The organism is Halomonas sp. TH-94, from assembly GCF_057473365.1.
Genome location: NZ_JBYCKL010000094.1, coordinates 1 through 2553 on the forward strand (window position 1 = coordinate 1; position 2553 = coordinate 2553).

Sequence of the window (2553 nt, forward strand, 5' to 3'; positions counted from 1 at the left end):
CCGCTGATCAGCAACGAGCCCAGCAACCAGGCGAGGGGGGCGGATAGCGTTCTGGGTTGCATGGATTCGACAGCCTCCGATGGGGCTACGGACTGAGCGCAGCAAGGGTGAACGAGATATTTGGCGCCTGCATCGATCGCGCCGGAGCATGACGAGGGATGATAAGGATTTCAAGGTGGGCTTGTCCAACGTCCTGACCAAAAGCTGATTTAACATAATATACATTATGCGAACCAATGGTATGGACTGGCATCTGGCCGCAGCTGCTACATACTCGTCATGTGCCACAGCGTCATACGCCAAAAACAACGGACCCCGGCCAGCACCGGGGTCCGTAATGCGTGTCGCGTCGAATCAGCCTTCATCGGCCGGTGCGTAGGACCCGTCTTCGCGATGCACTTCCTTGCCTGTAATCGGCGGCGTGAAGACACAGGCCAGATGCATGGTCTTGTGGGCGCGCAGCAGATGCTCGTCATGCTGGTCGAGAACATAGATGTCGCCGGGTTTGATCGGCCAGATCTTGCCATCGGCCAAGGTTTCGACTTCACCTTCACCCTCTATGCAGTACACCGATTCATAGTGGTGCTTGTAGTGGATGTGCGTTTCGGTACCTTCGTAGATCCGCGTAATGTGGAAGGAAAAGCCGCCGCCATCATTGGCCAGCACCAGGCGTGTACTGTCCCAGGTGCCGCTTTCCGACTTGACCAGCCGATCCGTCTTGCGTGCTTCCTCGAGATTGCGAACGATCATCAGATGTCACTCCCTACAATCCATAGACTGACCGACTGCCATCACAGCCGGCCGATTTCAGCGCGCTTGCCGCCACGGGAAAACCGTGGCTCCGCTCAGGCAAGAACTTCCTTGACGCTAGCCTCGAGGATGTCCAGGCCCTCAAGCAGGTCTTCGTCAGGAATGGTCAGCGGACACAGGCACTTGATCACTTCGCCGGCCTGGCCGCTGGTTTCGATCACCAGCCCCTTCTCGAAGGCCTTGGAGGTGATCTTGTCGGCAAGTTCGCCGTCGCCAATATCGATACCGCGCATCAGGCCGCGACCTCGCTCGCTGGCCGGTACTCCCTTCTCGCTTATCCAGGCGGCGATCTTCTGGAAGCGATCCTCCACCACCCTGCCCTTGCGCTGCACATCCCGCTCGAAAGTATCGTCCTTCCAGTACTGTCGCATCGCGGCAGCCGCCGTGGCAAAGGCCAGATTGAAGCCGCGGAACGTGCCGTTGTATTGGCCCGGTTTCCACTTGTCGAGCTCGGGCCGCATCAGAACATGAGCGAACGGCAAGCCAAAGCCGGACAGCGACTTGGAGTTCGTCACGATGTCGGGCGTGATACCGGCATGCTCGAAGCTGAAGAACTTGCCGGTACGACCGCAGCCGGCCTGAATGTCGTCGACGATCAACAGGATGCCGTTATCCCGGCAGATCTGCTCCAGGCGCTTGAGCCAGTCGATGCCGGCCACATTGATACCGCCTTCGCCCTGCACGGTCTCGACGATGACCGCCGCCGGCAGGTCCAGGCCGCTGGAGTTGTCGCCCAGCAGCTTCTCGAAATAGTCCAGGCTATCGGCGTGTTCGCCCAGGTAGCCGTCATAGGGCATGAAGGCGCTACCCTGCAGCGGGATGCCGCCGGTGGCCTCACGAAACTTGCGATTGCCGGTGGTGGCAAGCGCCCCCATGGTCACGCCGTGAAAACCATTTGTGAAGGTCACGATGTTGTGACGCCCTTGGGCCACCCGAGCCAGGCGGATGGCGGCCTCGACGGCATTGGTGCCGGTCGGCCCCGGAAGGTGAACCTTGTAGTCCAGGCCGCGCGGTTTGAGGATAAGCTCCTCGAGAGTTTCCAGATAGTCGCGCTTGGCGGCGGTCCAGAAATCGAGACCGTGCACGATGCCGTCGCTATCGAGGTAGTCCAGCAGGGCCTGCTTCAGGTGTGGGTTGTTATGACCATAGTTGAGCGTGCCGGCACCGGCCAGGAAATCGATGTATTCGCGGCCGGTCTCATCGGTAAGGCGGGCGTTCTTGGCCTTGGTGAAGACGACCGGGAATGAGCGGGAGTAGGTACGAACATTGGATTCGAGACGTTCGAGTGTCTGGGTCTGCATGGTGACCTCCTGTCGGGATAATCAGGCGTAACGAGCTGGGACGGCCGAGCAGACCGGACGTCCAGCGGAAAGCGATGGGAATCAGATGCGTCGCGTATCGAAGGGGCCGATGCGCACGAGGTTTTCGGGGTCGTGTTCACCGCCGAGTTGATCCGTGGAGAAGTATTCACGGCTGTTGAGCGGCGCGTGCCAGCGATCCGCAAGACGGCGAAAGAGCCCCCAGGACGCCTGATTGTCGGGCGTAATGGTGGTTTCAAGGTGATGCACGTCATCCAGCTCGGCACGGCTCATCACGGCTTCCACCAGGCGCCTGGCCAGGCCGGTACCGCGTGCCTTCTCTCCCACGGCAACCTGCCAGAGGAAATAGGTGTCCGGGGCATTGCTCTTTACATAGCCGGAGACGAAGCCGACGACTTCACCCTCATCATTGGTGGCAACGGCA

At 60.0% G+C, this 2553-nt stretch carries 3 protein-coding genes; all 3 read right to left on the bottom strand.

Going from position 1 to position 2553, the window contains the following annotated elements; all coding sequences use genetic code 11:
- Positions 1-354: 354 nt before the first annotated feature.
- Positions 355-750: an ectoine synthase gene (locus tag AC2VNO_RS16725; protein WP_228578761.1), complete on the bottom strand. Its 396-nt coding sequence runs from the start codon at positions 748-750 to the stop codon at positions 355-357.
- A gap of 95 nt (positions 751-845) precedes the next feature.
- Positions 846-2111 (bottom strand): diaminobutyrate--2-oxoglutarate transaminase, encoded by a 1266-nt coding sequence (gene ectB, locus AC2VNO_RS16730; RefSeq protein WP_486935196.1) that lies wholly within the window; start codon positions 2109-2111, stop codon positions 846-848.
- An 81-nt stretch (positions 2112-2192) separates the two neighbouring features.
- The coding region (gene ectA, locus AC2VNO_RS16735; protein ID WP_486935197.1) for a diaminobutyrate acetyltransferase at positions 2193-2553 on the bottom strand (361 nt) is incomplete at its 5' end.